Annotated in this window: 23 protein-coding genes; 14 read left to right on the top strand and 9 right to left on the bottom strand. The window is 61.6% G+C overall.

The features are described 5' to 3' along the window. Positions 1–9 precede the first annotated feature (9 nt). The 6 genes from dmpG to QTI24_RS21000 all read left to right on the top strand — a co-directional run bounded on the left by dmpG (position 10) and on the right by QTI24_RS21000 (position 6,240). The gene (gene dmpG, locus QTI24_RS21025; RefSeq protein ID WP_286603108.1) at positions 10–1,077 is read left to right on the top strand and encodes a 4-hydroxy-2-oxovalerate aldolase; all 1,068 of its coding nucleotides are present in this window, start codon (positions 10–12) and stop codon (positions 1,075–1,077) included. Between the two features lie 38 nt (positions 1,078–1,115). After that, positions 1,116–1,985 (top strand): alpha/beta fold hydrolase, encoded by an 870-nt coding sequence (locus QTI24_RS21020; RefSeq protein ID WP_286603107.1) that lies wholly within the window; start codon positions 1,116–1,118, stop codon positions 1,983–1,985. A gap of 427 nt (positions 1,986–2,412) precedes the next feature. Next, positions 2,413–3,231, top strand: coding sequence for a zinc-binding dehydrogenase (locus QTI24_RS21015; protein WP_353506104.1), 819 nt, complete (start codon positions 2,413–2,415; stop codon positions 3,229–3,231). Positions 3,232–3,251: 20 nt separating this feature from the next. Beyond that, positions 3,252–3,791 carry a cupin domain-containing protein gene (locus tag QTI24_RS21010; protein WP_286603106.1) on the top strand — a complete coding sequence of 180 codons (540 nt, stop codon included), beginning with the start codon at positions 3,252–3,254 and terminating at the stop codon, positions 3,789–3,791. Between the two features lie 281 nt (positions 3,792–4,072). Continuing rightward, entirely contained in the window at positions 4,073–5,071 is a 999-nt protein-coding gene (locus QTI24_RS21005) for an ABC transporter substrate-binding protein (RefSeq protein ID WP_286603105.1), read from the top strand. 980 nt (positions 5,072–6,051) lie between these two features. Next, the gene (locus tag QTI24_RS21000; RefSeq protein ID WP_286603104.1) at positions 6,052–6,240 is read left to right on the top strand and encodes a 2-hydroxycarboxylate transporter family protein; all 189 of its coding nucleotides are present in this window, start codon (positions 6,052–6,054) and stop codon (positions 6,238–6,240) included. A gap of 25 nt (positions 6,241–6,265) precedes the next feature. On the opposite strand, the gene QTI24_RS20995 is transcribed toward QTI24_RS21000, so the two are convergent. Further along, positions 6,266–7,186, bottom strand: a complete 921-nt coding sequence (locus QTI24_RS20995) for a LysR family transcriptional regulator (RefSeq protein ID WP_286603103.1) — start codon at positions 7,184–7,186, stop codon at positions 6,266–6,268. A 197-nt stretch (positions 7,187–7,383) separates the two neighbouring features. Here QTI24_RS20995 and leuC point away from each other — a divergent pair, with 197 nt between their 5' ends. From leuC to QTI24_RS20980, 3 genes are all read left to right on the top strand, one after another. Next, entirely contained in the window at positions 7,384–8,802 is a 1,419-nt protein-coding gene (gene leuC, locus QTI24_RS20990; RefSeq protein WP_286603101.1) for a 3-isopropylmalate dehydratase large subunit, read from the top strand. Beyond that, positions 8,799–9,449: a 3-isopropylmalate dehydratase small subunit gene (gene leuD, locus QTI24_RS20985; RefSeq protein WP_286603100.1), complete on the top strand. Its 651-nt coding sequence runs from the start codon at positions 8,799–8,801 to the stop codon at positions 9,447–9,449. Before leuC ends, leuD begins: the two co-directional genes overlap by 4 nt. A 71-nt stretch (positions 9,450–9,520) precedes the next feature. After that, a complete protein-coding gene (locus QTI24_RS20980) occupies positions 9,521–10,486 on the top strand; it encodes a tripartite tricarboxylate transporter substrate binding protein (RefSeq protein WP_286603247.1) in 966 nt (321 codons plus the stop codon). Positions 10,487–11,159: 673 nt separating this feature from the next. Here the strand turns inward: QTI24_RS20980 and QTI24_RS20975 are convergent. The 8 genes from QTI24_RS20975 to QTI24_RS20940 all read right to left on the bottom strand — a co-directional run bounded on the left by QTI24_RS20975 (position 11,160) and on the right by QTI24_RS20940 (position 21,672). Beyond that, positions 11,160–11,555 (bottom strand): cupin domain-containing protein, encoded by a 396-nt coding sequence (locus tag QTI24_RS20975; RefSeq protein WP_286603098.1) that lies wholly within the window; start codon positions 11,553–11,555, stop codon positions 11,160–11,162. A 78-nt stretch (positions 11,556–11,633) separates the two neighbouring features. Next, complete coding sequence (msrB, locus tag QTI24_RS20970) at positions 11,634–12,071, bottom strand: peptide-methionine (R)-S-oxide reductase MsrB (RefSeq protein WP_286603096.1); 438 nt, start codon at positions 12,069–12,071, stop codon at positions 11,634–11,636. Positions 12,072–12,148: 77 nt separating this feature from the next. Continuing rightward, positions 12,149–13,459 carry an epoxide hydrolase family protein gene (locus QTI24_RS20965; protein ID WP_286603095.1) on the bottom strand — a complete coding sequence of 437 codons (1,311 nt, stop codon included), beginning with the start codon at positions 13,457–13,459 and terminating at the stop codon, positions 12,149–12,151. 226 nt (positions 13,460–13,685) lie between these two features. Continuing rightward, positions 13,686–19,202, bottom strand: a complete 5,517-nt coding sequence (locus QTI24_RS20960; RefSeq protein ID WP_286603093.1) for a trifunctional serine/threonine-protein kinase/ATP-binding protein/sensor histidine kinase — start codon at positions 19,200–19,202, stop codon at positions 13,686–13,688. A gap of 131 nt (positions 19,203–19,333) precedes the next feature. Continuing rightward, positions 19,334–19,714 carry a response regulator transcription factor gene (locus QTI24_RS20955; RefSeq protein ID WP_286603092.1) on the bottom strand — a complete coding sequence of 127 codons (381 nt, stop codon included), beginning with the start codon at positions 19,712–19,714 and terminating at the stop codon, positions 19,334–19,336. A 172-nt stretch (positions 19,715–19,886) separates the two neighbouring features. Next, positions 19,887–20,627 carry a response regulator transcription factor gene (locus tag QTI24_RS20950; protein WP_286603091.1) on the bottom strand — a complete coding sequence of 247 codons (741 nt, stop codon included), beginning with the start codon at positions 20,625–20,627 and terminating at the stop codon, positions 19,887–19,889. A gap of 105 nt (positions 20,628–20,732) precedes the next feature. Further along, complete coding sequence (locus QTI24_RS20945; protein ID WP_286603090.1) at positions 20,733–21,200, bottom strand: Ohr family peroxiredoxin; 468 nt, start codon at positions 21,198–21,200, stop codon at positions 20,733–20,735. A gap of 151 nt (positions 21,201–21,351) precedes the next feature. Beyond that, on the bottom strand, positions 21,352–21,672 hold the full coding sequence (locus tag QTI24_RS20940; protein ID WP_286603089.1) for a hypothetical protein: 321 nt from the start codon (positions 21,670–21,672) through the stop codon (positions 21,352–21,354). Between the two features lie 570 nt (positions 21,673–22,242). Between QTI24_RS20940 and QTI24_RS20935 the strand changes: the two genes are divergently transcribed. From QTI24_RS20935 to QTI24_RS20915, 5 genes are all read left to right on the top strand, one after another. Beyond that, complete coding sequence (locus tag QTI24_RS20935; RefSeq protein WP_286603088.1) at positions 22,243–22,641, top strand: helicase SNF2; 399 nt, start codon at positions 22,243–22,245, stop codon at positions 22,639–22,641. A gap of 93 nt (positions 22,642–22,734) precedes the next feature. Next, entirely contained in the window at positions 22,735–23,154 is a 420-nt protein-coding gene (locus tag QTI24_RS20930) for a helicase SNF2 (protein ID WP_286603086.1), read from the top strand. Between the two features lie 79 nt (positions 23,155–23,233). Next, a complete protein-coding gene (locus QTI24_RS20925; RefSeq protein WP_286603085.1) occupies positions 23,234–23,683 on the top strand; it encodes an Ohr family peroxiredoxin in 450 nt (149 codons plus the stop codon). 189 nt (positions 23,684–23,872) lie between these two features. Continuing rightward, on the top strand, positions 23,873–24,220 hold the full coding sequence (locus QTI24_RS20920) for a hypothetical protein (RefSeq protein ID WP_286603084.1): 348 nt from the start codon (positions 23,873–23,875) through the stop codon (positions 24,218–24,220). A gap of 115 nt (positions 24,221–24,335) precedes the next feature. Continuing rightward, on the top strand, positions 24,336–24,791 hold the full coding sequence (locus QTI24_RS20915) for a MarR family winged helix-turn-helix transcriptional regulator (protein ID WP_286603082.1): 456 nt from the start codon (positions 24,336–24,338) through the stop codon (positions 24,789–24,791). Positions 24,792–24,828 lie beyond the last annotated feature (37 nt).

Below are 24,828 nucleotides of genomic sequence, written 5' to 3'. Positions count from 1 at the left end.
GAGACAGCAATGAGCCACCAACCCGAAAAGAAAATCTACATCTCCGATGTGACCCTGCGTGACGGCAGCCACGCCATCCGCCACCAGTACAGCGTGGAGCAGGCCAAGCAGATCGCCAAGGCGCTCGATGAAGCAAGAGTCGACTCCATCGAGGTCGCCCATGGCGATGGCCTGCAGGGCGGCAGCTTCAACTATGGCTTTGGCGCCCACACCGATGTCGAGTGGATCGAGGCGGTCGCCAGCGTGGTCAAGCACGCGAAGATCGCGACGCTGCTCTTGCCGGGCATCGGAACCGTGCACGACCTCAAGGCCGCCTACGAAGCAGGCGCGCGCATCGTGCGCGTGGCCACGCATTGCACCGAGGCCGACGTTTCGAGGCAGCACATCGAGTACGCGCGCCATCTCGGCATGGAGGCGGTGGGCTTTTTGATGATGAGCCACATGACCAGGCCGCAAGCGCTCGCGCAGCAGGCCAAGCTGATGGAAAGCTACGGCGCGACTTGCTGCTATGTGGTGGATTCAGGCGGTGCGCTGAGCATGAACGACGTGCGAGATCGCTTCTGTGCATTCAAGGACGTGCTCAAGCCCGAAACGCTGACGGGGATGCACGCGCACCACAACCTGAGCCTGGGCGTGGCCAACAGCATCGTTGCGGTGGAAGAAGGCTGTGACCGCGTTGACGCGAGCCTGGCGGGAATGGGCGCCGGGGCGGGCAACGCGCCGCTGGAAGTTTTCATCGCAGCGGCCGCACGCCTCGGCTGGAACCACGGCACTGACCTCTACAAGCTGATGGACGCGGCCGACGACATCGTGCGTCCCTTGCAAGACCGCCCGGTGCGCGTGGATCGCGAGACCTTGGCGCTCGGCTATGCCGGCGTGTATTCGAGCTTCCTGCGCCATTCGGAAGTGGCCGCCAGCAAGTACGGCCTGAAGACCGTGGACATCCTGGTCGAACTGGGCAAGCGCCGCATGGTCGGTGGCCAGGAAGACATGATCGTTGACGTGGCCCTCGACCTGTTGAAGGGCATCGAACACGAGCGCGTTCACCAGCCGCCCACCATGCGCGAAGCCGCCTGAGGCCCTTGTCCCCCAATCAACACATCCGAGACCAAGTCATGTCCACCAACAACGCTCCCATCACCGAATCCGACACAAGCCGCTTCGTCCGCATCAAGGAAGGCGACCTTGACCTGCAACTGCACTACAACGACGCCGGCAGCGGCGCCGAGAATGTGGTGATGCTCCACGGCTCGGGCCCCGGCGCCAGCGGCTGGGCTAATTTCAACCGCAATGTCGAGCCGTTCGTGACCGCCGGCTACCGAGTGGTCTTGATGGACTGTCCGGGCTGGAGCAAGAGCGATCCAGTGGTCAGCACCGGATCGCGTTCCGACCTCAACGCACGGGCGCTCAAGGGCCTGATGGACGCCATTGGCCTCGACAAGGCGCACATCGTCGGCAACTCGATGGGTGGGCACAGTGCGGTGGCCTTTGCGTTGGCCAATCCCGAGCGCGTGGGCAAGCTGGTGCTGATGGGGGGCGGCACCGGGGGCCTCAGCCCGTTCGTGCCGATGCCCACCGAGGGCATCAAGCTGATTGGCGCCCTGTACCGCGATCCCACGATCGAGAACCTCAAGCGCATGATGAACGTGTTCGTCTACGACACGAGCAACCTCACCGAAGAGCTCTTCCAGGCGCGCCTTGACAACATGCTCAGCCGTCGCGACCACCTCGAAAACTTCGTGAAGAGCGCCGAGGCGAACCCAAGGCAGTTCCCAGACGTGGGCCATCGGCTCGGCGAGATCGCGTCTCCGACGCTGGTGGTCTGGGGCCGCGACGACCGCTTCGTTCCACTGGACATCGGCCTGCGGCTGGTGACGGGTCTGCAAAAGGCCGACCTGCATGTCTTTAGCCGCTGCGGCCATTGGGCGCAGTGGGAGCACGCCGAAAAGTTCAACCGCATGGTGCTGGACTTCCTGGCGCGCTGAGCCAACCTAGGCGCTGATCGTTCCTTGAACGCCGCGTTCGATGCGTGGCGATCGGAAAGCTGCGTCCCTTTGAATCCCCCGGCCTGGCGTAGCAGCCCGGTCGCTCTTGCCCCTAGCTCAACGGAGATAACCATGACCAAGATGATGAATGCGGCGCGCCTGCACAAGATCGGTGAACCATTCCAGGTTGACACGATCCCGGTGCCCGAAGTTCGGCCCACCGACGTGCTTGTCGAAGTGAAGGCCGCCGGCGTGGTGCCGAACCTGCGCAATGTGGTGACCAGCTATCCGAAGTGGTTCCCCTTCCTGCCGTTGCCCGCGTTGCCCGCGATCTACGGCCTCGACTCGGCCGGGGTGGTCGCGCAGGTGGGGCAGCCAGGTCCGCGCGGACATCAAGCCCGGCGACCGCGTGTACGTGAATCCGGGCTTGTCTTGCGGAAGCTGCCTTGCCTGTCGGCGGGGCGACCACATCAACTGCACCGCCTACACGTTCCAGGGCTACTTCGGCTTCGGCCCGGGCTCGCAGCAGCTCTTCGAGGACTATCCATACGGCGGCTTCGGCCAGTACCTGACGGCACCCGCCGCCAATCTGGTGAAGTTGCCCGACAGCATCAGCTTCGAGCAAGGCGCTCGCTTCGGCTATCTGGGCACCGCCTACTCGGCACTGCGCAAGGCGCAGTTCTCCCCCGGCCAGACGGTGCTCATTGACGGCGCGACGGGCACGCTGGGGCTCGGCGCGGTCATCCTTGCACTGGCCATGGGCGCGGCCAGGATCTTCGCGACGGGGCGCAACACGACGCTCCTCGAAAAGCTGCAGCAACTCGACCCGCAGCGCATAGTGCCGATCGCGCTCGGATCGCGGCCGACTTCCGAAATCGTGATGGAAGCGACCGGGGGCTTTGGTGTCGATGCGCTCATCGAGGCGCTGGGCCCCAACGCCGCGGTGGCGACGGTGCTCGACTCGTTCAACGCGCTGCGCCACGGCGGGAAGGCGATCAACATCGGTGGCGTCGCCGATCCCATCCCGCTGGAGCCTTTCCCCCTCATGTGCTTGCAGAAGTCCTACATCGGTTCCCTGTGGTTCACGACCGCGGAAGGGCAGGACATGGCGGTGATGGCCCACGCGGGCACGCTGAACCTCGGCGTGTTCGAGCACGAGCGCTTTCCGCTTGAGCGTGTCAACGAAGCACTGGATGCGATCGACCAACGCAGCGGCGGATTCACCAATGTCGTGATCATGCATTGACCGCCAACAAGGAGACCACTATGCACATCCGACGCATCGTCACCGGGCACGACCCGAAGGGAAACGCCGTCTTCGTTTCGGACGCGGCCGCACCGCGTACCACCGAGTTCGAGCACGTTCCTGGTTTCGTCACTTCCCTGTTGTGGGAGACCGCTCCCAATGCTTCAGTGAGCGCGGTCGAGGGCGATCCGGCCGTCACCGCCCGGTCATGGGCTCCCACGCAGGGGGGTACGAACTTGATGTTCATCACGTTCCCGCCCGATGCCGTGATGATGAGTCCCGACTTCGACCCGGCCGCCGCGGGCGGCGAGTACATGCGCGTGCTGCCCGGCTTGGCTGAGAAGTTCGAGATGGAGCATCCCGGAATGCACACCACCGACTCCGTGGACTATGGCGTGCTGATGGAGGGCGAACTGCACCTCGAACTCGACGATGGCGTCACGAAGAAGTTGGCACCCCGCGACGTAGTAATCCAGAACGGCACTCGCCACGCCTGGCGCAACAAGAGCGACAAGCCGGCGACCATGCTGTTCGTCCTTGTGGGAGCCAACCGTCCCTGATGTCTGTGCAAATGCGGTTCGAGGCGTCAACAGCTTCGACCGCCTTACCTGCTTCGCCGCCGTTCGTTGATCCAGTGCGGGCCCTACCCTGCCTGTCGTCAACGACCGTCGTACGGCAGTTGAGCAGCGTCAGCCGTCGTCGGACGGTCGCGCTTAGATCTCGGCACTCGGCCAACTGCGGACGTTTTATCCCCCTGCCGTCAACGACCGCTTTACACTGAGTCTGTTGGAAACCCGATTGAGCAAGGAGGCGGCCAAATTTGCGAGTTGCAGGTCGCGCCATGATGAACATCGATATTGGGTTCAAGGTACTGCGCGCCCTCCTGTGTCTCGCATTTGCAGCGTTGGCGAGTCTGCAAGGCGCATCGGCAGCGGACGCGCCGGCAAAGATTGTTCGTATCGGATTTCTTGAGGTTACCGAGCCTGGTGGTCCGCCGCTTTGGGTTGTGCACGAACTTGCCAAACTCGGCTACGTCGAGGGCAAGAATCTGGTCGTGGAGTACCGCGGCGCACGCAACGATCAAGATCGCCTGGCTGAGTTGGCGGCGGAATTGGTGAAGTTGAATGTTGACCTGATCATTGCAATATCCAACCGGGCGGCTGTCGCCGCCCAGAAGGCGACGCGCACGATTCCGATCGTCGCTTGGGGCGCCCATGGCGCTCTCGAGATCGGGCTGGTGAACAACCTGGCCCGGCCCGGTGGCAATCTCACCGGTGTAGAAAGCCTCGCGCCCGAACTCGACTCCAAGCGCGTTGAGTTCCTGAAACAGATCGTGCCGGCCTTGGCGCAAGTGGCGGTGCTCTATGACTCGGGTGACCAAGCCTCACCGGTGCATCTGAAGTCGACCAGGCGCGCAGCCGCCGCGCTGGGCGTCGCTGTTTCCACGCTGGAGGTACAACGTGATGAAGACTTCGGCCCAGTCTTACAGGCCGCCGCCGGCAAGCCGCTAGGCGGGGTCCTCATTTTCACCACGGGCCTGACGTTCTTGAATATAGGGCGCATCATGGACTTCGCGCTTGTCAATCGCCTGCCGACTGCGTGCGAGTTCAGGGAACTGGTGCAGGCCGGCTGCCTCTTTTCGTACGGACCCAATTTCATCGAATTTGCCCAGCGCAACGCTGCCCAAATCGACAAGATCCTCAAGGGCACGCCGCCTGGCGATTTGCCAGTGGAACAAATGACGAGGTTCGAACTAGCCATCAACGTGAAGAGCGCTGCAGCTCTTGGCGTCACGATCCCCAAAGCGATGCTGATGCGCGCGAACGAAATCATCCAGTGAGGTTATTCCTACGAAGATCAGAAGAGGCGCCAGGACAGCCCGCGGCGGCTCTCGCTGCTGCGTTACGGTCGTTCCCGATGAGGTGTTGACCGCCGCCAATGGGCCCATCCGCGCCCTTCGCGCCTCGCTGGCGAACTTGAGCAGTCAGTCTCGAGGCGACATTTCTGCTACACCCGACCCGCGTGCTTCGGCTAGGCGCAGCCTTGAGATGGCCGCGCCCATGCGTGGTGCAGAAGCCAGCCAAGCCAGAGGGGATGGCTGCTCGATGGTCAGTTGCAGTGGATGAATTTCCCGCTGGTCTGGCACAGCCTTCCGTCCGGACTGATAAGCCGGGCACCATCGCCAGTGCTGTTGTATCGGTTGCCCTCGCTGTCCCAGCACCCTCCGGCATTGCAGTTGCTCAGCGGTGCCGGGGGCGAAGCTGCTCGCGGCGCTACGGGTTGCCACGCCTGTTCTTGCTCTCGCGCGCGCTGGCGATCGACTGCCCCGCCAACGCCAGAAGGGGGACCAATTTGGATCGGCCGGACTGCGGTCGGCGACCCATCGCCCCTCCCTGAAATTGGAGTCTGGGCTGTAGCGCTTGTGAGGGCGAGCACTATGGCAAGGAAGACCAGTGGTCGACTCATTACTGATGCACCTCTCAAACCAGCAAGCGAGCCTTCGATCGCCAGTAGGGCCCGACCATTTCTTTCGATGCCCATGCCGGTCAGAGGTTCAGCCGACCTCCGCAGGGGCCTGCCTCGTCTACGCGTCCTGGTTCAGGGCGCGGGACACTCGGGTCGTCCGACTTAACGCAGGATGGCCTGCGCCTGTTTTACGAGGGCGAACGTCTACGAGGCGACCTTCGCGATCCTTGTCGGGCTTGGCGTGCTCTTCGTGCCGTGGAACTAGATGGTGGCAGCGCTCACGGTGGGCTACTTCATGGTCTGCCTGGGAACTGTTCTGACGATCGTCGTCTCGGCTTCCTGGTCGGCCGTTGGATGAAGATGTATCCGGTCGAGTCTGCCGTCGTGACGGCGTGCCACAGCGGTCTCGGCGGCACGGGTGACATTGCGATCCTGTCGGCCTCCAATCGCATGGAGCTCATGCCCTTTGCGCAGATTTCCACGCGCATCGGCGGTGCGGGCATGGTGGTGCTGGCCGCGCTCCTGCTGAAGGTCGTCCACTAGGGAGGGCACGGATATGAAATACGCCTTACCAACCGCCGCTGCCGTCAGCAGCGCTCCGCTGGGGTTCGAAGCGGCTCAGCATGAAGTCGACGAAAACGCGCGTCTTGGCCGACATGTTGGCTTTGCTGGGGAAAACAAGATAGATGTCGGCCGGCGGCAGCGACCAGTCGGTCAACACGAGCCGCAGGCGGCCGGATCGCAGGTAGGGCGCGGTGTCCCACATCGACCGCATGAGGATGCCGTGTCCGTCAAGTGCCCAAGTGAGCGCACAGTCGCCGTCATTGCTGCTCAATGGTCCCCTGACCTTGACACTCTCACGTCGAGCGCCAGAGCGCAGATGCCAGGTTCCGAAGGTGTCGTCACTTTCGCGAATGAAAAGGCAGGGGTGCCGCTGGAGCTCGCCAGGCTGGGTTGGCTCTCCAGCTCGCTTGAGGTAAGACGGCGCGGCGCAAAGAATGCGCTTGTTGGGCGCCAGAAGGCGAGCGGTCAGGCGGGCGTCTGGAATTTCGCCGAAGCGAATGGAGGCGTCGAAGCTCTGCTCGACCAGATTGACGGGGCGCTCGGTCAGACTGAGCTGCACTTCAACCTCCGGGTAAGCGCGAGCGAACTTCGACAGGGCAGGCGCGATGTGCCGGCGGCCGAAACCCAATGTGGCGCTGAGCTTGATCTGGCCTCGCGGGACAGCTTTCGCGCCGGCCACCTTGCGCTCCAGCTCGTCCATATCCGCCAACACCCGCGCACCTTCGCTGACGTAGATCTCGCCCTCGGGCGTGAGGCTGATTCGACGCGTTGTTCGGTTGAGGAGACGCACCCCCAATCTCGCTTCCAGCGCCGCCAGGCGCTTGCTGGCCGACGGAGGCGTCACACCCATCTGCTGGGCTGCGCCAGCCAGCGTGCCCAGCTTGATCACCAACGTAAAGAACGCAAGGTCAGAGTAGGTATCCATGGTTTCGATTCGTGCCTCAGGCGCAAGTATTAAGTATCTCCAGAGCCATTTATGTTATTTCAGGATACATCTAAAGTTCGTCTCATGAATGGGTTCTTTGAGCGCTGGGGCAGCGTTCTTCGAGCCCGAAGCGCCCGCCCAGCGTCTAGAAGCCCAACCAGTTTTCACCGTCAAGTCAATCTTCCAGGAGAGTCTCAATGACATCTCGTACCCTGTACCAAAAGCTCGTCGACTCGCATACCGTGACCAGGCTCGACGAACAAAACGTCCTGCTGTTTTGTGACCTTCACTTGATGAACGAGTACACCAGCCCTCAGGCCTTTGCCGGGCTGCACGAGCAGGATCGCAAAGTCCTGATGCCCGCACAGAACGTCTCGACGGTGAGCCATGTCATTCCGACCCACCCTGTCGCGAATCGCATCATTCAGAACCCGGCCGCCGCCCTGCAGGCAAGCAACCTCAAGCGCAACTGCGTTCGCCACGGAATCCCCCTGTTCGATACCAACGATGCGCTGCAGGGGATCGAGCACATCATCGTGCCCGAGCACGGAATGATTCGCCCCGGCATGGTGGTGATCTGCGGCGACAGCCACACCACAACCTACGGCGCCCTCGGGGCGCTCGGCTTCGGCATCGGCACGTCGGAGGTCGAGCATGTCCTCGCCACCCAAACCCTGGTCTATCGCACGGCGGATGACATGCGGATTCGGGTCGACGGACAACTGCCGATCGGCACGACCTCGAAGGACCTGATCCTCATGATCATCAGCCGCATCAGTGCGCAAGGCGCGCGCGGCCATGCGGTCGAGTTCTGCGGCAGCGCGATCAAGGCGTTGTCTGTCGAAGCACGATTCACGCTCTGCAACATGACCGTCGAGGCCGGAGCCCGCGGCGCGCTCATCGCGCCGGATCAAGCGGCCATCGACTACGTCTTGGCGCGCGCACCGGACATCACCGGTGACATTCGTGATCGCGCGCTGGCCCACTGGGCAACCCTCTACAGCGATGACGACGCCGTGTTTCACATCGAGCATCGCTTCGACGCCAGCGACGTCGCGCCTTATGTGACCTGGGGTACCAGCCCCGATCAGGCGATCCCCATCAATGGCAACGTGCCGGCACCTGAGGGCTCGCAGCGACTCAGCACGGAGCAGGCCCTACGCTACACCGGCCTTGAGGCAGGCATGTCTCTCGAAGGATTGAAGGTGGATCACGTCTTCATCGGGTCGTGCACGAACGCACGGATCGAAGACTTGCGAGCCGTCGCGAGGGTCGTGGAGGGGCGGCACGTATCGCCAACGCTCAGGGCGATGGTTGTTCCTGGTTCAGGCGCGGTCAAAGTTCAAGCCGAATCCGAAGGGATCGCCAAGATCCTCATGGACGCTGGCTTCGAATGGCGCCAGCCTGGCTGCTCCATGTGCCTTGCGATGAACGACGACATTCTTTCCCCGGGGCAACGATGCGCGTCGACCACCAATCGAAACTTCGAAGGGCGCCAAGGACGCGGCGCCGTCACCCACCTGATGAGCCCCGCCATGGCCGCCGCAGCCGCGATCACCGGCCATATCACCGACGTTCGCCTCATGGACGTTGAAACCTCTGAAAGCGCCGTATGACTGAACTTGCCAACCGTATCGAGGGCATCGCCGCCCCCATCGAGATTGCCAACCTCGACACCGATCAGATCATGCCGAAGCAGTTCCTGCACGGCATCGACAAGTCGGGGCTCGATCAGGGACTGTTGTGGGATCACCGCTTCACCGGCGACGGTCAGCTAAAACCGGACTTCATCCTGAACAGCCCAGCGTACGCCGACACCCGAGTCCTCATCGCTGGCCCCAACTTCGGCTGCGGCTCCAGTCGGGAACATGCCGTGTGGGGGCTTCAGCAATTCGGCATCCAGGCGGTGATTGCGTCCGCCTACGGCGAGATCTTCTATTCGAACGCCATGAACAATCGCCTGCTGGCCGTCATGCTCGCCGAAGAGGAAGTGCAAGCATTGCTCGGCGAATCGAGGCAAAGCTCAACGCCACTGCGCGTGTCGGTCGATGTGGAGACCATGACGGTCAAGTCTCCTCAGCACGCCTTCGCGTTCACGATGAGCGCGCGCCATCGCACGATGTTCCTGCAGGGCCTGGACATGATCGGCGCTTCCTTGAGCCACAAGGCCGAGATTCAGGCATTCGCAGCCCAACATTGGCAAGCCCAGCCGTGGGTGAAAGACGTCGCCGGGCGAACGAAGGCACGCCTGGACGCGCACTGACAGCCAGTCGGCAACAACAACCGGAGTGCCCTCGTAGGCGCCGCAATTCATCAAACCCCAGGAGACAAACCATGCATCGTCGTCACGTACTTCTCTCGCTTGCTCTTTCCATCGGCGCATCGTTCGGAGCGCACGCCCAGACCTTTCCGCAGCGACCGATCAAGCTGATCGTTCCCTACGCGCCCGGCGGCAGCGCCGACATCGCAGCGCGGCTCGTCACCGATGAATGGGCCAAAAAGCTCGGCGGCGTCATGGTGGTTGACAACCGGGCTGGCGCCGGCGGCAATCTGGGCGTGGATGCCGTTGCGAAGTCTGCACCCGACGGCTACACCATCGGCCTCCAAACCGTCTCGCTGGCCATCAACCCGGCGTTGACGCCCAAGATGCCTTACGACACGTTGAAAGACCTGGCTCCGATCGGAATGGTCGCGAGTTCGCAGCACGTCCTCGTTGTGACGAACAACCTGCCAGCCAAGGATGTGAAATCCTTGATTGCGCTTCTGAAGGCCGAGCCCGGCAAGCACAACTACGCCTCCGCGGGAGGGGGCAGTACCTTTCACATGGCCGCCGAACTGTTCAAGGCCAACGCAGATGTTCCGCTGGTCCACATCCCTTACCGTGGCGGTGGTCCGGCACTTGTCGACACCATTGGTGGCCAGGTCAGCCTGAGCTTTCCCGTTCTATCGGCGGCCCTGCCACAAGTGCAAGGCGGCAAGCTTCGTGCGCTTGGCGTCACCGGCACTAAACGATCGCCATTGATGCCCAACGTACCGACGCTCGCTGAAGCAGGTCTACCCAACTACAGCTTCGAGACGTGGTTCATGGTGTTCGCGCCCGCCGCTACGCCCAAAGCCGTCATCGACAAGCTGAACGCCAGCCTGAACGAGACCCTCAGTTCGCCCGCGGTCGCCGCGCGCATGACCAAAGAAGGCTTTGATCCGATTCCGTCGACCCCTGAGCAAGCACGCGCCAGGCTTGAGAAAGAGCTGCCGCTATGGGGCAAGCTCATCAAGGAACGCGGCATCAAGGCCGACTGAACACAAGCGTCCTCATCCCGGCTCCGCGCGCGTCGGCGGCGACCGGCAAAGTTCGGGGGGCGACGCCGTAATGCGCGAGCTCCTTGCGTTCCCTGTGGCTCCGGCCCGGTGGCCTGCGATTGCACCAACGACTGCTGCCGGCCTGATCGGCGACATAAGGACCATGAATTCGAAGGACGGCAACGGGCCCTACCCTGCCCTTCACCAGCACCCAGCATCGGGCCGCTACGCAGCGTTTGCCGTCCTTCCCGCTACCTCGCCGAATTCACGCTGTCAGCCCAATTCCAGTCGTCCAGGTGCCTGGGAGCCGTCGGTATCGACGGCAGGTCCCGGGGCATTGCAGACATAGCCCCTCGCTTGCCCTCGGGCGATCCGCGCCATCGCAGTATCAAATGGCCGCTGTCTAGGACACCGAAGTGGGACTTCGGGCCCAACTCGGTCCATCAACATTGACCACTCTCCGGCGGGTCCGCAAGCGGTTGCGGTCCTTCCCCGCCGCTCGGCGTACTCACGCTATAGGGCCGATTCCAGACACCCAGCGGCACGGCGATCTCAGCATCGACGCGCGGTCTCAAGCCTAGTGCAGCCATTGCCCGTCGCTACCGCGAGGTTTCGATCATGGTTTACCTGTGATGAAGTCGGCGAGCACGTTGCTGTGAGAAGGCGCATCCCTCTAGGGCGCCGTGACGACGATCGGCTTTCCTTTCTCGACGACATAGGTGGCGAGCTCGGAGGCTTTGCCGCTGCCGACGTTCCTCGCGGAATGGAACGTTCCGGCCGGGATGAACAAGGATTCACCGGCCTTGAGTGTTACCGGCAGCTTGCCCTCCAACTGGTACTCCAGTGAACCTTCCAGAACAAAGGCGACTTCCACCCCTGGGTGGGAGTGACTGGGAAACGCAGCTCCGTGGGCAAAATCTACGCGGGTCTGGATGACCTCGCGGACGGAGTCGCCAAGATCGCGGCGCGCGAGCTCGGTACGCCCGATCTCCGGCTTCTGCGCTTGAGCCAACGTCGCCACACCGACTCCGAAGATCATCGCCGCCGCCAAGATTTGAGTCGTTTTCATATGACATCCTTTCAAGCTTCAATCACGAAACATTGAAGACCTGCGCTATCGAGAGCAATCGTCGCCCTAGCACGGCCCTCATTCACGGACATGGTCGAGGTAGGCCTCATAGCCTTCGGCCTTCATATCGTCGTGGTGTACGAACCGCAGCGCTGCAGAGTTGATGCAGTAGCGTAGTCCGCCCTGTTCGCCTGGACCGTCAAGAAATACGTGACCCAGATGACAAGCGCCGTGCGTAGACCGAACCTCGACCCCGCCTTCCATGGGATCCGGGCGTTCGTCCACATTGGCGGCATCGATGGGCTTGGTGAAGCTGGGCCAGCCGCTTCCGGAATCAAACTTGTCGGACGAAGCGAACAGAGGCTCTCCGGACACGATGTCTACGTAGATGCCGGGCTTATCGTTGTAGAGATGCTCTCCCGTTCCAGGGTATTCGGTCGCGCCCTGCTGCGTCACGCGATACTGCTCCCGCGAAAGCTTTGAGATGGCATCGGGATTCTTCCGGTACTTTTCCATTTCGTTCTCCTGAGACGGTGAGGTGGCGGGCGACGCGCTCGATACGCGGTCCGTCCACCGCACGAACTGTCAGACAACTACCGCAATGATTTGAATCCAACGCGCAGTTCAGATGTCAAGAGTTCAGGCTGTTCCCACGCCGCGAAGTGACCGCCTTTGGGAAGCTTGTTGTAGTGCACGAGCTTGGGATATGCTCGCTCCGCCCAAGACCGCGGGACCTGGTAGAGCTCGTCGGGAAACGCGCTCACGGCAACGGGGATGGCGACGCCCATCGGGGCAAAGAACGGCAGCTTGTTCTCTCGATAGAGACGAGCTCCGGATACCGCCGTGTTGGTCAGCCAGGTGATCGTAATGTTGTCGAGGACGTCATCGCGCGTGAGGCCTTCCGGTTGCCCATCGAACGAGCGCGCGATCAGCTCGTAGCTGCGCAGGTCGTGATCGAGGAACCAGGCGGCGAGTCCGACCGGTGAATCCGCAATCCCGTACATCGTCTGCGGATGGTTCGCCATCTGCTGTGCGTAAGACAGCCCGTTGGCGAAGAAGAAGCCTAGCCGCTCGAATGCGTACTTTTCCTCCGCCGAGAGGCCGGCCGGCGGGCTGCCGGACTGGAGCGCCTTGAGGACTTCGGGCGGCACGGCAGAAGGCAAGTTGATGTGGATCCCGAGCAGTTCCGGCGGTGCCAGCACGCCCATCTGTTCCGTGACGAGAGCACCCCAGTCTCCGCCTTGCGCTACATATCGCGTGTAGCCGAGGCGTTTCATCAAGGCGATATTGGCACGCGCGATGCGCGTCGGGTCCCATCCCGTCGTTGTCGGCTTGCCTGAGAATCCGTAACCCGGCATCGACGGAACAACCACGTGAAAGGCGTCGGACGCAGTGCCACCATGCGCGGTGGGATTGGTCAGCGGCTCGATGATCTTTAGCTGCTCGATGACCGAGCCCGGCCAGCCGTGCGTGACGATCAAGGGCAACGCATGTTCATGCTTGGAACGGGCGTGAATGAAGTGAATGTCAAGCCCGTCAATCTCGGTGATGAACTGCGGGTAGGAGTTCAGTTTCGCCTCGACCTTGCGCCAGTCGTACTCCTTAGCCCAGTAGCGCGCGAGCTTCTGAGCCGTCGCGAGCTGCACGCCCTGGGACGGATCGGCGACGGGCTCTTTCTCGGGGAACTTTGTTGCCGCGATACGCCGACGCAGGTCAGCGAGTTCGGCGTCCGTGGCTCGATATTTGAAGGGGCGGATAGCGCCGTCGTCGCTACTCGCCTGTTGCGCACCTTGATTCGCGGCTTGGACCCTTTCCGATAGAGCGAAAAGACCCAGAGTGCTTGCAGCGGTTGCCGCCGCGGCTCCGAGAACGAGACGGCGACCGGGATCGGGCGTTTGCTCCATGGCGAACTCCTTTGCAACGGGGTGGTTGCATTTGGGTGTGACTGCAAATGTTCACAAACCCGAAAGTGAGCATGCCGGGCGGTGCGGTTGGTTTGTATTGCGCCGTGGGATACTGGTGCCACCTCTTGGTATCGACGGACGCGAGTGGTGCACCCGAAACAATCAGCCGGTCTTCAACCAACGGGCCGAGAGCCCGCGTACATGGTTGGGGGCACTGAACCTTGGTTCAGTCGAGGACTGGAAGCGTGAAGCTGAAAACGGCGCCGCAAGGCCGACGGGAGTCCGCCCACAGTCTTCCGCCGTGAGCGCCGATGATGAAGCGGCAGATCGACAGGCCGATTCCCACTCCGCTCGCCTTGGTGGTGTAGAAGGATTCGAAAACCCTCTCGAGATCCTCTTGTGCCATGCCGGGTCCCGAATCGCCGACCGTAACGAGCAAGCCCTCCGACGGGCTCGTTTCGGTGCTGATCACCAACGTCCGCACATCAGTGTCGACGCCGATCATGGCCTCGATCGCGTTGAGTATCAGATTCAAAATTACCTGCTGCAGTTGAACTCGATCTCCGCGAGCCGCTGGCAGATCTTCCGCGTACCGTGTCTCGATCGAGACGTGATTCTTCGACAGCTCTCCTCGCACCAGTGCAATGACTTCTTCGATAGCATCGTTTAGAGCGATGTCCTTCATCTGGGGAGGCACTTTTCTAACCTGGTCGCGAATCCCGCCAATGATGTCCCTCGCCCGATAGGTGTCGTTCACCACGCACTCGAGCGCTTCCCTGACTTCCGCAAGATCCGGGGGCGCCGCCGCGAGAAAGCGCAGCGCAGCATGAGCATTGTTACGTGCGGCACCAATCGGCTGATTGACCTCGTGCGCGATGGAGGCCGCAAGCTGTCCCATTGTCGCCAGACGATTCGCGTGCGCCAAATCCATCTGCAGCGCGCGGACCGCATCCGAGGCGCGCTTGCGCTCCGTCAGGTCCAGCACGAACGCGACGCCTTGGAATCCGCCATCTTCGAAGTTCGCGACCCCGATCAACACGGGCACGCGGCTGCCGTCCTTCCGGAAGAACTCCTTTTCGAACGGTTGCAGGCTGCCGGTCATCTTCAGCTCTGGTACCAACTGCTGTTGGTCACGTATCCGCCACTCCGGTGGCGTCATGTCCGTCCAGCGGATGCTTTGCGACATCAGATCCTCACGGTCGTAGCCAACGATGCGAAGGAACGCGTCATTGGCATCATGGATTCGACCTTCGACGTCGCAAATGACGATCCCAATGATGTTGGCATCCACCAAGCGTCGAATTCGGCGCTCGCGCACGGCGAGGTCGCGGTAGAGGCGCGCGTTCTCCATCGAGATTGCTGCTTCCGAGGCAAGCAGCTTGAGGATGGCCATTCGCGCGGGGGTGAATGCGTGAGGCGTGAGGTTATTCTCCAGGTACAGCATGCCGAGCAATCGGGCCTGCTTGAGTATCGGCAGACAGAGAACCGACCGGGCGTGGTGCGCGCGAATGTAGTCATCGCTGGAGAATGGGTTCTGGCTGGATGCATCAGGCAGCAGAACGCTCTCTCTGGTCCGAAGGACATAGCGATAAACGGACTCGGGAAGATCCATCGCTGTGACGGTCGCTTCTCGTAGATCGACAGTCACTTCATTGCTGCGGGTTGTGACTTCGGCTTCTATCCGATGCTCATCAGCTCGGGAAAGAATCAGCAGACCACGTTCGGCGCCGGCGTGCTCGATTGCCGTGCGCATGAGCGTATCGAGCAGCTTCTCCAGGACGATCTCACCCGATATGGCTTCGGAGACCCTGACCACAGTCGCGAGGTCGAGGTGTTCCGCTGTCTTCGCGATCGCGGTTGGCGACTGCGACGCAGTCGTCTCATCGCGCAGCCGTGGGTAGATCTCATCCAGCTGTTGCACCTTGCCGTCCGCGCCCCAGCGGGCGTAAGCGTCACGCGCGTGCCTCAGATACGCATGAGCGATCGTGTCGAATCCGCGTTTTGCATAAAACTGCGCAGCCAGTTCGAACGCCATAGCCTCCTGTTGAACGAAACCGTTGTCCCTGGCGGACCGGATCGCCTCCTCGTACAGGTTCATGGCCTCTTCCGGCCTGTCTCCGATCCGAGCCATCTCCGCCCGCACCAGTGCGTACCGGTTGTGATAGTTCTGGGGGCAGTTGTCGGCCCAAAGTTTCAGCTTCTTCAGCTTGTCCTCGAGAAGATTAATCAAAAGCGCCTGCTCGTTCAGCGACGCGCGTGGGTACAGCGCCGTCAGGGTGAGTGCATGGTAGAAGTGATGGGTCGCCTCTATGGGCGTCGCCATCGCGGCAGCAAGCATAGGCTCCGCCAAGTGCGCGGCATCCAAAGCCGCCGCAAGCCGGCCGTGCAGGAAAGCGAGGATCTGCTTCATGATCGGATGGAAGACGCTGCCGCAACCGAATGCGGCCTTCGCAATCGTGGCGAGCGACGCGCCCTCATCGAAGCCGGCAGCGTCGAACTTCAGCGGATCGCTCGTCCTTCCCCGCAGGCTGGCGAGGAACTGCTGCTCGAGTTGGATCGTCTGGTAGACCGCGTCGTTGTGGCTTTGGCGGGCAAACTTTGCATTGCGGGCGGCCAACGTGCCCACCTCTTCGAGCGGATCCCCTCTTTCGATCGCCTGCCAGACCATTAGAAAGGACAGATGTCCCGCATAGACCAGGTCACCAACTTCAAGGCAAGCGCGAAGCCCTCGTTCCAGGATCGGCGCGCCAGTCGCGAATGGGCGCCGCCAAAAGTTGACATGGTCGCCATGCAAATGAAGCAGCGCCCCGCGCAGGCGCGCGTTCGAGAATTTCTCGTTGAGCCGCAGCGCCATTTCGGAGAACTCGAACGCCTGCACCATGTCGCCGTGCACCCCAACGAGCATCAGCGCATGCACCGCGTAGGCATAGCTGGACTGGTCAGTGTTGCCGTATCGGAGCGAGAAGTTTACCGCCTTCATGACGACCAGCGGAAATAGCTCCGGCCTGCCGTTGTATGCGCTGGGCACCGCCTCGACGAGCAGATCGATGATGGCTCGCACCTCCGGAGCATCCGCTACTGGCGCATCGAGCAGATCAGCAATACGGCGCTCACCGAGGTTGACCGCTACGGCTCGAAACTCGGCATCTGCAGTTGTCTGAATCTCATCGTCCGATTCGGGAAAGGTGACACCGAACAGTTGCAGTGCTTCGAGCGCAAGGACGAAGCTCTCGTTGTAACTGTTGCCGACCTGATAGGCCTTCATGCGCAAGCTGTAGATCCGAGCGCGGTCGAGGTTGGAGCACGCGTTGCTCAGCATCAGCTCGAACAGCAGATCGGCCGCATCAAATTTGCCTACCAGGTATTCGCACTCGGCCAGGCCCAGATACAGATCGAGCGTCGTGTCGTAGTACCGCGTCCAGGCATCTGCCGCAACAAGCGCCGCTGCTTGCGCCAGATAGTCGCGCGCCGCGCCATAAGCAATCCCGGCCTTTGCTTGGATGCCGGCGAGCACATTCAGCCGGAGCAAGGCCATTTTTTCCTCAACGTCGGTGATCAGATCGACGCCGTGATTGAGTTGGTTGACCACTGCGAAAAGACGCTCGGCCGTGGGCTCCATTTCGCTCGCCGCACGCAACCTGCGTCCGATGCGAAGATGAACTTCGGCTCGCAATGCGGGCTGGATCAGTTCGTACGCCGCCTCCTGCACCCGGTCGTGCGCAAACCGGTAGGCAGAGTCGAGGCGAATGACAAGTCCCGCTTTCGTGGCGTCCCGAAACGCCGGGTGGATCTGTTCGTCCGGCCTGTCCCGCACGATTGCGAGCGTCGCCAAGTCCGCCATGTTGCCAAGACAGGCGAACTCCTTCAAGGCCTCCTGTCCCGGAGCCGGCAGTCGCTTCAGCTTCCCAAGCATCAATTGCACGATATTGTCCGTGTAACCCTCTGCACCAATGCGCGCGACGTCCCAGGTCCAGGTCGCAGCACCCGCATCGAATGACAGAAGCCCCTCGGCGGCGAGCTCGGTCAGGAACTGGATCGCGAAGAAGGGATTGCCGCCGGTCTTTTCAGCCACTAGGCGCGCCAGCGGACGCACGCGCTGCTCATCGCAATGGAGGGCGCTCGCGACAAGCCGGACCAGATCATCGACCCCGAGAGCCGGAAGCACGATGTCGTTCACACGAGTGCCAGTCCGGCGCAGGGCGTCCAGAGCCAGGGCGAGCGGATGCGAGGGTCCGACTTCGTTGTCACGATAGGCGCCGACCAGCAGCAGGTGGCGAGTCTCGCGCTGACCGACCATGTTCTCGACCAGAGCAAGTGTCGCGCCGTCGACCCATTGCAGGTCGTCTAGAAATAGAACCAGCGGATGCTCCGGCTGCGCAAACACCTGCAGGAAGGCGCCGAACACCATCTGGAACCGGTTACGAGAGTCTTGCGATGGCAGGTCTGGGACCTGGGCCTGCTTGCCTATGACGAGTTCCAGTTCGGGAATGAGGGCCGCGATGATCTGGCCGTTCGGCTCGAGGGCTCGCCTGATGGAGTCGCTCCAGCGAGCGAGTTCTGCTTCGCTGCTGCGAAGGATCATCTGCACGAGGCCCTGCAACGCTTGGGCGAGCGTTGCGTACGGAATGTTGCGCTTGAATTGATCGCACTTTCCCGCAGCGAAGATCCTCTTTGAATGGCTCAGTTCCTTCTGCAGCTCGTTGACCACCGACGATTTGCCGATTCCAGAGTAGCCGGAGACAAGCATCAGCTCGCAACCGCCTTCGACAGCGACGCGATCGAATGCCACGAGCAGCGCCTTGATGCTCTCCTCCCGACCGTACAACTCTTCGGGAATTTGGAGGACATCGGGGATGTCGTGCGCCGCCAGAGCAAAGGTCTCGATGCCGCCGGCCAGATGATGTGGCGCGAGGCAGCGCCGCAGGTCGGCGCCAACACCGGCCGCGGTTTGATAACGATTCTCCGGCGTCTTGGCGAGCAACTTCATGATGACTGCCGAAATCGCTGCGGGCACGCCTGGACTCCGCTCGGCAGGAGTCACGGCCTGGCGTGCGATATGGCAATGCATCATTTCCATGGGATTCGCTGCGGCAAACGGCAGCACGCCGGTGACCATCTGGTACAAGATCACGCCCAACGCATAAAGGTCGCTGCGCGCATCGATGGCGCGGTTCATCCGTCCCGTCTGCTCCGGTGCCATGTAGGCCAGCGTGCCGGCGATGATCGCGGGGGGATCTGCTACCTGGTGGTCACGCCTCTGGTGTGAGGCGATGCCAAAGCCAGTGAGCCACACTTGCCCTGTGACGGAATCTACGAGAAAGTTGGCAGGATTGAGGTCCTTATGGATGAGCCCACGTCCGTGGAGCCGACCCAGCGCCGCAGACAGGGCGATGGCGAGGCGGAGAAACTGTCCAATCTCCATGGGGTGGCCGATAAGGCGATCCAGTGGCTCCCCGCCTGTGTACTCCACAACAAGCATCGTTCGTCCGCGCTCGCGAACCAACTCCAACGGTCGCAATGCCCAGGCCGCGTCAAGATAGTCCTTGAATTCATATTCGTGCGCAAGCCGATTGACACTCTGAATCGTGGGGTGATCGGCGCCGGAAGAGACGGGGATGAAAGCGTGCCTGTGGTGCTCGGCATCGTCGCCCCACAATCTGCAAAAGACGCGTTCAGCGTCTGCCCACAACATGTCGACAGAGGCGTTTTCCCAATCAGCCCCGAGCAATGCGGATACGTTCATCTGATTGGCTCCTTCGTCAAGTCAACGCTCCTGGGCCCCGCCGATTCTGGGGAGGTCGTCTTGCTCGACGTCCAAGTTGTAGTTCTTAGTGTGCCTCGCCGATAACGAAAAATGGACGGCTTTGACGCCTCTCAAGGCTGCTTGCCGCGCTCGAAAACGGAACGAAGGCACTTGATCAGGTGGGCTTCCTCCAGCGGTTTGCTAAGGTAACAGCGCACTCCTAAGTCCAGCATGCGCGCCTGAACGCCTTCATCCGGATAGGCAGTGATGAGAATCGTTGGAATCGCGTGCCCGTTCTCGATCAACTGCTTGTAGAGGTCAATCCCCGTTACTGTGGGCATGTGAACATCCGCGACCAGGCAAGCAGTGGCCGCAAGTTTGGTCGATGCGAGGAATTCCCCAGCGGACGGGAACACAGCGACGGAGTAGCCCAGCGATCTAAGCAACCTTCGCATCGAGTCGCGAAAGGGCTCGTCGTCATCGACGATGGAGATCAGGGATGGCTTAAGCAAGGCAGCCTCCGTTGAGTCGCTCGCAGCCGCGACAACCTGTACGACAGCGCGGCCGAGCAACGCTGTGCTGGAGAGGATACCGCCGCAGCGGCCTTTGATCTCTAAGCCTTGGTTTAGGCATGGGGTCAGTCGACGGCCCTCGGCGCGGCGTCAACACGACCATGCGGTCAAGCTACGAATGGTCGGACTTCGTCCGCAGCAGGTTGAGTCTGTCGGCCATCCGGCAGAGTTCGGGGAGCGATGCAGCCCCGACCTTGCGCATCATGTTGCTCCGATGAACTTTTACCGTGGTCTCGGTAACGCCAAGGTCGCCGGCAATTTGCTTGTTCAGGCGCCCCTGAACGACCTGGAGAAGAATCGCGCGCTCACGGGGCGTGAGTTCCTGGAATTGAGCCCTCAGCGCGGTCAGGGATCCTTCGGCCGCGCGACGTGCACGGTCTCGAGCGAGCCCTACGTTCACGGCGTCTAAGAGATCTTGGTCCCGGAACGGCTTGGTCAGAAACTCGATCGCACCCGCCTTCATCGCCTGCACGGTCATCGGGATGTCACCGTGTCCGGTGATGAAGACGATTGGTAGCTCCACCCCCGCGGCGGCAAGATCGCGCTGAAATTCCAGCCCGCTCCTCCCCGGCATCCTCACGTCGAGGACCAGGCAGGTAGGGCTGTCGGGTGATTCCGCTTTCGCGAATTCCGCTATCGACGCAAACGCTTGGGCACGCAGCCCGGCCGATCGCAATAGCCTTTCGAGCGATTCTCGAAATTCCGTGTCGTCGTCGATGACCACAACACAAGCATCTGAGTTCGGCACGGCATTCTCTTGCGAATGAATATGCACAGGAAACCACTCCACATGCCAATGCGGCCATCCGGTCACTATGCTCCCGCCCGTCGGCGCTGCCAGGGCAATGACCATAGCGTCGTGTTGGTCATCTGCCTGGTGTAGCTCGTCAGAGCGGTACGAACAAAGCGGAGCCGACGGCCGGTTCGACAAGGAGAAAGCGAACAGCCGCAGCGCTCATTACGCCGCCACGGCATCCGTGGCAACAGCATTGGTGGCGACCTCGATGTTGCCGTGCACGGCCTTCGAGTACGGGCAAATGTCGTGCGCTGCGTGCGCGATGGCATTCGCCAGGTCGAGGGCAACGCCTGGCATGCGGACGTCTATCCGGGCCTGGATAAAGTACGCCGCGCCGGTCATGCCGAGATCCACTTCGATGTCGACGGACATGTCGGAGGGGAGCGTCACCTTCTTCGCCTTGGCTACGAGACCAAGCGCGCCGGTGTAGCAGGCCGACCAGGCGCCGGCGAACAGCTGTTCCGCGGTCGGATGCATCTTGATCGCCGTGAACTCGATTCCGTCGCCGGCTTTGCCGGGGATCGAGAGCTTGATGTCGACGAGTTCATCGCCGCGAGCGGCGCCTTCACGGTGGCTGGCCGTCGTATGAGTCTTGCCCGTGAGCAGAACGGTTTGGATCTTGGTGGTCATTGCGGAGTCCTCATCGGTTTGTTCGCCCTGTTATCGGAGCGCGCGGACACGTCTGTGCGCCGTGCGCTATTGGCGGAGCGATAGGGCATGGATCGCGCGCCGGATCTGGAGAGAGCTAGCGAGCTAGACGGACGGTCTTAGAAAGCTGTAATCAGTGAATCGAGCCGTTGTCCAGCGCGATGACCATCGGCGGACCAAAGTCCCGGCCCAGCTTTTCCGCGGTACGCGCAAGGAAGTAGTTGTTCCGAGCACGCTCACTGAGCTCGTCGAGTTGAACCTCTCCGCAGCGGTTGCACGGAAACGAGAGCGCCAGATCTGGGTCAAGCAACGATGCGAAGTAGAGCTGATGTGAGGGTCGGGGCGCAGTCAAATTATGGGTGGCGTAATCGTTCATGCCTAGCCCTCGCCCTTCGGGGGCTGCCATCACATCTCCTCGAAAAGGACGATTACTGAAAGCTTGTGTCTGTTGCATGGCGAACTCCTTGGCAACCGATGGTTGGTTGGCTGTGAGTGCAAATCTCACAGCCCGGGAGTGACGATGACAGGCTCCGCGGTTGGTTTGTATTGCCCCAAGGGACATGGGTTCGATCCTCGGGTGTCGATGCGCACGATTTTCGCGCCCGAAACGCAGACACTCCTCAACCGACGGGCCGAGAGCTTGCACCGTTGGTTGGGAGGACTAAACCTTGGTTTAGGGAGGAGCTCGGCACCGCGCCAACAACGTCAACAACGTCAACAAGGCTGCCTTACCAGCCGAAATCTGCCGCAGACCGCGCGGTTGTCGAGGTTGAACGGCGCTCGGCCGTCAAGCCCAGCACATTCATGCGCCGCCGACGGAAGTGTTCCAGTGCCTGATTTCCAGGTGCGATGTAGCAGGCTCCCGATCCGCTTGAATCGATTTGTGTTCCGTTACAACTTCCCTGCATTTGGTCCCTTGACATGGATTCTGACGTGGCTATGATTCTGTCCATCGCATACGCTTACATCGCATACGATTAACTCTCCTAGCCAACCATCTCGTGAACCATCAAAGGAAACTGAAATGAAGACCACCAACTACGTCGCCACCGCCACCATCTCTCTTCTCGCCGCCTTCGGCGTTCTTGTCGGTGCCGGCGCGCGGGCTGAAACCTATCAAGGCGTGCACGCGCCGGTGTCGATCAACAAGCGCGAGGACATTCGCGCCGAGGCTGTGATCAGTGCACGGATCGCGAACCCGTATGCCGAAGGCGCCGCCTCGCACGTCGCGCTTCAGGTGGTCACCTCGTCGACCGACCGCTCCACGGTGCGCGGCGAGGCAGTGGTGAGCGTACGGAGCGCAAACCCCTATGCGGAGAGTTACGGCCAAGGCGTCGCTCCGGTTTCGGTTGGCTCTGTCGATCGCACCGAGCCGCGCAAACAGGCTCGTGCCGCCGCACGCGGTCAGCAACTGCCGCTCTAAATCTCGCCATTTATATCGTATGCGATCGCATCGCATCCGTGTTATACACCACATCCCACCCATCCCATCGAAACAGTCCCAAAGGAAACCGACATGACGACCTCAAACCTTATAGCTACCGCCAAGGCCCAGTTGCAGACGTCCAAGTTCATCTCTGCCGCATTTCTCTCCCTTCTCGGGGCAGCTGTCGGAGCCCAAGCCGAAACCTACCAAGGCGTGCAAGCGCCCGTGTCGGCCAACAGTCGCGTCGAAGTCCGCGTCGAGGCGGTGATTGCCGCTCGCACCGAGAACGCATACGCCGAAGGCGCCTCCTCGCGTGTCGTGCCCCGGCTGGTCGCTTCGACCGAGCGTTCCGCGGTGCGTGCCCAGGCAACAGCGACTGCGCGGAGCGCGAACCCCTATGCGGAAGGCTACGGCCAAGGCGTCGCTTCGGTATCCGTTGGCTCTGTCGATCCGGCCGCGCTGCAAGCCCAGGCTCGCGCCGCCGCGCGCGGCGAGCAACTTCCGCTTTGAGCAGCATTCATCAATCAGTTTTCTCCCGCAACTACATCGCATCCCTCAATTCTTCAACCGCAACCCAAGGAACCACACCATGAGCAAGATCGAAAAAGTCCTGGCCACAGGCAAGACGAACACCACGGTCAACAACACCGCCGGCGCTTCGCGTGGTCACTACGACAGTCTCAACATCCAGCTGTCGTCGCCGGGCGCCAAGCCCGCACATGTCTTCTCGGCGATCCAGCCGCACCCCACTGCAGAGCAGCTGTTCGCGGGCGCCTGGTCCGCTTGCTATATCGCTGCCATCGGCCTCGTCGCCAAGGAGAAGAAGGTGACGCTCCCGCCCAACCTCGCCGTCGAGATCGAAGTCGACCTAGGCCAGACCGGTCAGGCTTACTTCATCCAGGCGCGATTCAATGTCAGCGTGCCGGGCCTGGCGCAAGAAGTCGCCGAAGCCATTGCGCATCAGGCACACGAGATTTGCCCGTATTCGAAGGCCACTCGAGGAAATATCGATGTGGGCGTGACCGTCGTCACGTCGTGAGGCAATACGCGGTCGGCTCGTCGTGTCCAACACGCGGCGTGTCGGCCGCACTTCCTAAATGTCCGCAAGGAAGTCGGCGCGGGAGCCCCGTGGTGGGGCCCGTACCGCGCCCATCGCACGAGCCGGACGGCAGCCGGCTCTGCGCCCTGCATCACGCAAAACCGGCATGACGCCGGCGAAAGGATGGAAATGACGACACAAACCGAAACAGCCGTCCTGGGCGGCAGGCGCCTGAGCGATAGAGGGAAACGCTTGCAGAGCCGTGCCGACCTGCTGTCCAACGCCTACGTCGGGGGGAACGCGCCCAAAGTGCTCGACCTCAGCGCGGTCTCACCTAGCCAGCCAAGCAAGGGGCCTCACTGGCTCCCCTATTTCGCCCCTCTGGCGATCATCGCCATTTCCGCGTTGTGCGCGGCCGTCACCGTCTCCGTCGACGCACCGCGACAAGCGCTCGCCGCAGAGAACGTGGCGAACGTAGGGCAGCTGGTAGCAGCGGTGCGGGGAATCCGATCCGAGCCCGCTGGACTGGATTCCTGACGTGCCGTCAGATGTCGGGCGTCGGAGTACCCACGCGCGATGAGCCTTTCCGATACTATCGCATACGATTTATAATTGAGGCTGCCGAACAAGGGTTCTGGCAAAGAGGACGCAAATGAGACCAACCGACAAAGCTGCTTCTTCGAATCCGAAGCTCTCGGACTTCTTGTGCTTCGCGGTCTACTCTGCGAACCTGGCTTTTGGCAAGACGTACAAGCCGAACCTCGAGCCACTAGGACTCACCTATACGCAGTTCATCACCGTCGTCGCAGTATCGGAGGAGGACAACCAAACCGTCGGCAGTTTGGGGGAGAAGCTGTTTCTCGAATCGAACACGCTCACGCCGATGCTGAAGAAGCTGGAGGCGATGGGGTATCTGGAGAGACAGCGCGATTCGGAGGACGAGCGCCAGGTGCGAGTCCGTCTGACGAAGGAAGGTCGACGGCTGCGCGAACGGCTTCAGAAGATCAGCCTCGCCGACGCCACTGGCCTTGGACCAGACGAATTTGATGAAATCCAGAAGGCGGTTGTGACGCTACGGAGCAATCTCATCGAATCGCAGTCTGATTGAGCCTCTGTCAGGCTTCCGAGGGTGCAGAGCGCGACCT

The sequence above is a fragment of the Variovorax sp. J22P240 genome, assembly GCF_030316855.1.
Classification (GTDB): Bacteria; Pseudomonadota; Gammaproteobacteria; order Burkholderiales; family Burkholderiaceae_C; genus Variovorax.
The sequence above is the reverse complement of the archived record's forward strand: the minus strand, read 5'-3'. Positions and strand labels throughout refer to the sequence as shown.